This is a genomic window from Mycobacterium scrofulaceum (assembly GCF_002086735.1).
Lineage (GTDB): Bacteria > Actinomycetota > Actinomycetes > Mycobacteriales > Mycobacteriaceae > Mycobacterium > Mycobacterium scrofulaceum.
Genome location: NZ_MVIJ01000034.1, coordinates 1 through 7,926 on the forward strand (window position 1 = coordinate 1; position 7,926 = coordinate 7,926).

1 protein-coding gene is annotated in these 7,926 nt (G+C 70.8%); it reads right to left on the reverse strand.

What is annotated here, in order from left to right:
- Positions 1-7,723 (reverse strand): non-ribosomal peptide synthetase (locus BST44_RS20040; RefSeq protein ID WP_142274593.1); only part of this gene is annotated, 7,723 nt, incomplete at its 3' end.
- Positions 7,724-7,926: the final 203 nt, after the last annotated feature.

Here is a 7,926-nt window from a genome sequence, read left to right on the forward strand (position 1 = left end):
GCGCCGCGAACAACCCCGGAATCGACACCGGCACCCACGGCTCGACCAGCACCGCACGGTTACCCATCTCATCCAGCAGACGATGCTCGGCGGCGCCCAGCAGGTCGATCGCCGACACCCGCCGGGTGGTATCGGTCGTCAGCGCGACCAGCACCCGCTCCAGCCGGCCGATCAGCGTCGCGACGGTGTCGGTGTCGAACACGTCGGTGCGGAACTCCACCGCCCCGCCGATGCCGGCCGGTTGCCCGTCGTCGGTCCAGCGCTCCGCGAGTGAGAACACCAAATCCATCCGCGCCGTGCGGGTGCTCACCGGCAGCGGGGTGACCTGCAGCTCGCCGAGACTCAACTCGGCCGGGCCGTTGGTCTGCCAGGTCAGCATCACCTGTACCAGCGGGTGATGGGTCAGGCTGCGGCTTGGGTTGAGTCGTTCGACGAGCGCCTCGAAGGGCACGTCCTGATGTTCGTAAGCGGCTAGGCTGCGCTGCCGCACCTGGGCGAGCACCTCGGCGAGGGTGGGGTTCCCGGCGAGGTCAACCCGAAGCACCAGGGTGTTGACGAAGAAGCCCACCAGCTCGTCGAGCACCGGATCGGGTCGCCCGGCGATCGGAAAGCCAACCGCCACATCGGAAGTCGCGCTGACCTTGGCCAGCAGCACCGCCAGGGCGGCCTGGAGCACCATGAAGCTCGTGGCGTTGTGCGCGCGGGCCGCTTCGCGCACGCGTTGGTGCAACTCGGCCGGCCACGCCACCCTCACGCTGGACCCGCGGTGGTCGGCCACCGCCGGATAGGGCCGGTCGGTGGGGAGCGCGAGATGCTCGGGCAGGTCGGCCAAAGCGTGCTGCCAGTACCGTAGTTGGCCGGCGATGGCGCTGCCCGGATCGTCCAGGTCCCCCAGGCGGGCGTGCTGCCACAGCGTGTAATCGATGTACTGCACGGGCAGCGGCGCCCACGTCGGCGGGTGGCCCGCGCACCGGCTGGCGTACGCCAACCCGAGGTCACGCACCAGCGGCGTCAGCGATGACCCGTCGGCGGCGACGTGGTGGGCGACCGCCACCAGCACATGCCGGTTCGCGTCGACCCTGAAAAGCTCTGCGCGCAGCGGCACTTCGTTGGCCAGATCGAACGGGTGGTGCGCCGCGGCCTCGATGGCCTCGTCGAGTCGGCTCGCAGACCAGCCCAGGGCGTCGACCACCCGCCAGCCGAAGTCGGCCCGCTCGGCGGGGACGACCACCTGTTGGGGTATCCCCTTCCGTGCCACGAACACCGTGCGCAGGCTTTCGTGCCGCGCCACCACGTCGCCCAACGCGGCGCGCAGCGCCCCGACGTCCAGGTGCCCGTCCAGCCGCATCGCCGCGGCCATGTTGTAAACCGGTGAGGGGCCCTGCAATTGGTCGGTGAACCACAACCGGTTCTGCGCGAACGACAACGGCACCACGGCCGGGCGCGCCGCGGCCACCACTCGGGCGGGCCGGCCCCCGCCGCCCGTTCCGAGGCGGGGCGCCAGCTGGCGAATCGTGGGCGCCTCGAACAGGGTCCGCACTTCCAGACGGGCGTCCAGGCCGGTCGCGACCGCCGCCACCAGGCGCATGGCCGACAACGAATCCCCGCCCAGGTCGAAGAAGGATTCCTCGACGCCGACGCGCTCCAGCCCCAGCACCCGGGCGTAGATGCCGGCCAGAATCTCCTCCACCGGAGTGGCCGGTGCGCGGTATTCGCCACCTTCCTGGTAGTCGGGTGCGGGCAGGGCTCGGGTGTCGAGTTTGCCGTTGACGGTCAGCGGGATGGCGTCCACCGCGACGACGGCCGCGGGGACCATGTAGCTGGGCAGGCGGTCGCCCAGCAGGCCGCGGAGGAGGCCGGGGTTGGCGGTTCCGGTGACGTAGGCGACCAGCCGCTTGTCGCCCGGGCGGTCCTCACGGGCGAGCACCGCCGCCTGTTCGACATCGTCGAAAGCGGTGAGCGCGGTGCGGATTTCGCCGAGCTCGATGCGGTAGCCGCGGATCTTGACCTGCTCGTCGGCCCGACCGAGGTATTGCAGCTGGCCGTCGGTGCTCCGGCGCACCAGGTCCCCGGTGCGGTACATCCGCGCGCCGGACCCGCCGAACGGGCACGCCACGAACCGCGACGCCGTCAGGCCGGCCCGGCCCACGTAGCCGCACGCCACGCCGCGGCCGGCCACATAAAGCTCACCCGTCACGCCCGCGGGCACCGGGTGCAGCCACTCGTCGAGCACGAAGAAGCCCAGGTGGGCCAGGGGCGCCCCGATGGGGCTGGCGTTGTCGTCGACGTCCGCGTCGGTGATCTCCCGGAAGGAGGCGTGCACCGTGGTCTCGGTGATGCCATACATGTTGATCAGGCGCGGCAGCTTCGGGTGGTTGTGCAGCCACTTGCCCAGCCGCGGGGGTTCCAGCGCCTCGCCCCCGAACACCACGGTCTGCAGCTTCAGCTCGTTCGGCTCGGGCGATAAGGCGTAGAACGCCGACGGCGTCTGGCTGAGCACGCTGACCCGTTCGCGAACGAGCATGGCCTGCAGGTCATCTCGTGAGCGGACGACGTCGTCGGGGACGATGACCAGCCGGGCGCCGCGCAGCAGCGCGCCGAAGATCTCCCAGACCGAGAAGTCGAAGGCCAACGAGTGACACTGCGACCACACCCGGCCCAGTTCGAGTTCTCGGTCCACCGACTCCAGCAATTGGGTGACGTTGCGGTGGGTGACCGCCACGCCCTTGGGCGCCCCGGTGGTGCCCGAGGTGTAGATCACGTACGCGATGTTTCCCGCGTCCGGCGCGGGCAGTCCGTCCCTGCGTCCGGTCGCGACGGCGGGATCGTCGACAACAAGGACCGCCAGGCCGGAGCCGTCGAGCCGCGAGCGCATGCCGGGGGTGACAATGGCGGCGATCGGCGCGGCATCCCCCAGCAGGAACTCCATGCGCGCCGCGGGCAGGCCCGGGTCGAGGGGCAGGTAGGCCGCCCCGGTCTTGAGCACCGCCAGCATCGCCACGACGGCCTGCGCCGAACGCTCGGCCAGCAGCGCCACACACTCCCCCGGCCCGGCACCATACTCGATCAGCAAGTGCGCCAACCGATTCGACGCCTCGTCCACCTCGCCATAACTCCACGAACGCCGCGCACACGTGATCGCCACCGCATCGGGGGCGCGGTCCACCTGCGCGGCGAACAACTCCGGGATCGAGACCCCGGCGGGCGAAGGCCCACGCAGCACCGCCCGGTTGCCGATGACCCCGAGGCGGGTGTGCTCGTCCTCGTCGAGCACATCGATCGACGACACCCGCCGCGCCGGGTCGGCCGTGACCGCCGCCAGCACCCGCCGGAACTGCTCGACGAGCGCCTCGACGCTGGCGGTGTCGAACACGTCGGTGCGGAACTCCACCGCCCCGCCGATACCGGCGGGGCGGCCGTCCCCGGTCCAGCGCTCGGCCAACGAGAACACCAGATCCATCCGGGCGACCTGGGTGTCCACCGGTTCCGGGGTCACCCGCACGTCGCCCAGGGCCAGCCCGGCCGCCGGGCCGTCGTGCTGCCAGGGCAGGTTCTGCCAGGCCAGGACGACCTGGATCAGGGGGTGGTGGGTGAGGCTTCGGGTGGGGTGCAGCCGTTCGACGAGGACTTCGAAGGGGACGTCCTGGTGCTCGTATGCGGCCAGGCTGCGCTGTTGTACCTGGGTGAAGACCTCAGCCACGGTCGGATTTCCACCCAGGTCGGTGCGCAGAACAAGTGTATTGACGAAAAATCCGACCAACTCATCAAGCGCAGGATCGCGGCGCCCGGCGATCGGAAAACCCACCGCCACATCCGAAGTCGCGCCCAGCTTGGCCAATAGGAGAGCCAACGCCGCCTGTACCACCATGAAACTGGTTGCATTGTGTTCACCAGCCACCTCCCTCACTCGCTGCTGCAACTCCGGGGGCCACTCCACGGCCACCCGCGCCCCGCGATAATCAGCCACCAACGGGTAGGGGCGATCCGTCGGCAACTCCAAACGCTCCGGCATCCCCGCCAGCGCGCCGAGCCAATACGCCAGCTGGGCGCTGATCGCGCTGTGCGGGTCCTCCAGATCCCCGAACTGGGCCCGCTGCCAGAGCGTGTAATCCACGTATTGCACCGGCAATTCGGCCCACCCCGGCGCCTCACCGGCACACCGGCTGGCATAGGCAATCCCCAAATCACGCACCAACGGCGTGATCGACCACCCGTCGGCGGCGATGTGGTGAGCCACCGCCACCAGCACATGCTCACCGGCGCCCACCCGAAACAGCGTCGCGCGCAACGGAATCGCGGTGGTCAGGTCGAATGGCTGGTGGGCGACCGTGTCGATCGCCTCGGCCAGCCGCCCGGCCGGCCACCCGCCGGCGTCGACGATCCGCCAGCCGAAATCCGCGTGCTCGGCGGGGACGACGACCTGCCGGGGGGTTCCCTCGGGTGCGACGAAGACGGTGCGCAGGCTCTCGTGCCGGGCCACCACGTCGGCGAACGCCGTCCCCAGCACGTCGGCATCCAGGCCTCCACACAGGCGCAGCGCCACCGCCATGTTGTGAACCGGCGAGGAGCCGTGCAGCTGGTCGAGGAACCACAACCGGGACTGCGCGAACGACAACGGCACCACCGCGGGCCGCGCCCCGGCCACCACCCGCGCGAGCCCGCCCCCGCCCCCGTCGAGCCGTGGCGCCAGCCGGCGAATCGTGGGCGCCTCGAACAGCGCCCGCACGGAAAGGGACGCGTCCAGGCGGGCGTTCACCGCGGCGACCAGCCGCATCGCCGATAGCGAATCGCCACCCAGGTCGAAGAAGGAGTCGTCGACGCCGACGCGCTCCAGCCCCAGCACCTGCGAGTAAACGCCGGCGAGGACCTCCTCGGTGAGGGTGGCCGGGGCGCGATATCCACGGCCGAGATATTCGGGTGCGGGCAGCGCGCGGGTGTCGAGTTTGCCGTTGAGCGTCATGGGCAATTCGGGCAGCGCCACGATCGCCGCGGGGACCAAGTAGGCCGGCAGCCGCTCGGCCAACCGCGCCCTGACCTCGGCCGGGTCGGCCGTCCCGGTGATGTAGCCCACCAGCCGCTTGTCGCCGGGGCGGTCCTCCCGCGCGATCACCGCCGCCTGCTCCACGCCCGCCAAAACCGTTAGGGTTGATTGGATTTCGCCGAGCTCGATGCGGTATCCACGAACCTTGACCTGCTCGTCGGCGCGCCCCACGTAGCGCAGCTGCCCATCCGGGTCCCACCACACCAGGTCTCCCGTGCGGTACATCCGCGTCCCGGAGCCACCGAACGGACACGCCACGAACCGCGAACCCGTCAGCCCCGCGCGGCCCAGATAGCCCACGCCGACACCGGCACCGGCGACATACAGCTCACCGACCACACCCGACGGCGCCGGCCGCAGCCACCCGTCGAGCACGAACAGCGCCGCCCCGTCCACCGGTGACCCGATGGCAGGGGGCCCCGACCCGGCCGCCAACGGCGCGCTCTTGGACACCCACATCGTGGTCTCGGTCGGCCCGTACACGTTCACCATCGCCCGGCCCGGCGCCCATCGGTCCACCACCGCCGCCGGACACGCCTCGGCGCCCACCACCAACGCCGCCCCCACGCCCTCCGGCGACAACGCCCCCAGCGACGACGGCGTCTGGGTCAGCACCGACACCCGCTCCCCCACCAGCAACGCCCGCAGGTCGTCGGCGCGGCGCGTCAGCGCGTCGGGCACCACCACCAGGTGGCCGCCGTGCAGCAGCGCACCCCAGATCTCCCACACCGAGAAGTCGAAGGCCAGCGAGTGGCACTGACTCCACACCCGCCCCGGCGACAGCAAGCCGTCGCCGGCCAGCGCATCAAACAGCTGCGTCACGTTGCGATGCGTGACCGCCACCCCCTTGGGCACGCCCGTCGTGCCCGACGTGTAGATCACGTGCGCGACGTCGTCGGCGCTGGGCCCGGCCAAACCCGCAGCCGGCTGCTGCCGGATCGCGGGATCGTCGATGTCGGCCACCTCGCCGGCGAACTCACCCAACCGCGGCCGCAGTCCCGCGGAAGCGATCACGACCGCCGGCGCCGCGTCGGTCAGCATGAATTCCACCCGCCCCGCCGGCAGCCCAGGATCCATCGGCACGTATGCGGCCCCGGCCTTCAGCACGCCCAGCACCGCGATCACCGCCTCGGCCGAACGCTCCATCAGCAGACCCACGCGCGCCCCCCGGCCGACGCCCCGCCCGATCAGCCAACGCGCCAGCCGGTTCGAGGCCTCGTCGACCTCCCGATACGACCACCGGCGCCCTTCACACGACACCGCCACCGCCGACGGCGACCGGCCGGCCTGCACGCCGAACAACTCCGGGATCGTCCGTCCCGCGGGCGCGGGCCTACCGATCGCCGCCCAGTTCCCCCAGCCGGCCAGGCCCGGGCGGTCGGCATCGTCGAGAACGTCGATGGACAGCAACCGGCGGGTGGTGTCCGCGGTCAGGGCGACCAGTAGCCGCTCCAGACGCGCGGCCAGATCGGCGGCGTCGAAGCCGGAGAAGGGCTCCCAGACGCCCGCCGTGCTGAGGAACAGCCGGTCGCCGTCGGAGGAGAAGATCAGACCGAAGCCACTCGCCTGACCCGAGTTGGTGTACGAGGCCGAGGCGGTGACACCGCCGAAGGGGAGGGTGAAGGCCGACGGGACGAAGTTGACGCTGACCCGCTCGGCCGGCCCCGCCGGGCCGCGGGCTTTGCGCTCCAGCGCCTGCACCGGAAAGCGTTGGTGCTCCACCGCCTCCCGAACCCGCGCGTCGACCTGTCGGCAGAACTCGGCGCCCGTCAACTCCGGTGAGACCCGCAGGACCAGCGGCACCACGCCGGCAACCATGCCCGGGAGGGTCTTCGCCTCGGGACTCACGCGCCTGTTGACCGGGAAGTCGAGGACCACCTCCGGGCCGTCGCCGCTCCAGCCGCGCACCAGCAGCGCGCACGCCGCGGTGACGACCGATGTCGGGGAAACGCCCCACACCCGGGACAGCTTGTCGACCCGGCGCAGGACCCCGGCGTCCAGCGGGACCGGCGCCGACGGCCATGGGTCGCGCTCCCCGGAGGCGCGCGGCGCCCGGTGCGGCAATGCGTCATCCGCGGGCAGGTGCTGAATCCAGTAGGCCTCGTCCCTCCGGTAGTCGCCGGACGCTTCGTATCTGGACTCGCAATCCACCAGCTCCTGCAGCGAGCCGAAGACGGGCGCGGGGACCGGCGCGGCGGAGACGATGGCCGAATAGATCGAGGCGATCCGGTGACCGACGAGCGCGACGCCGGTGCCGTCGAGGATGATGTGGTGGCAGCAGGCGAACAGGTGAAATTCGTCGGCGCGGGTCCTGAACAGGGCGAACCTGAACAGCGGGCCGGTGAACGGCATGGGCGTCCGTTGGATCGCCAACGCGATCCGCCGGGCTTCCTCGACGGCGTCGCACGAGCCGGTCAGGTCATGGAAGGCCAGTTCGACGTCCGGGTAGTCGACCGCCCGCTGAAAGACCTGGCCGTCGGTCTCGACGAACGAGGCCCGGGCCGGTTCGGCTTCTTTCAGCGCCTGGCGGATCGCCCACTTCAGGGCGTCACGCTGGACCAAGCCGTCGATCGTGACGAAGAGGCCGATCTGCCACTCGGTGCCGGAGTGGCCGGTCTCCTGCGCAAGCCATATGTCTAGTTGTCCGCAAGTAAGCGGAAGTGCCTGATCTCCAAGCTCCATCCAACTTCCCAACCATAGGGTTCACCCTGTAAAACCCCCGGTTGACTACAGCCGCTCGACCGAACTCCTCCGCAATGCCCGTTCGGTTCCGCTTGAGGTGGCGCAGAAACGCAGCGCAGTCCGCGTCGGAATCCTCGCCGCCGTCGCCGCACGGCGCCGACTAAAGAGGCGGAAGTGCTGATGTCGTCATCGAACGGGCCGAC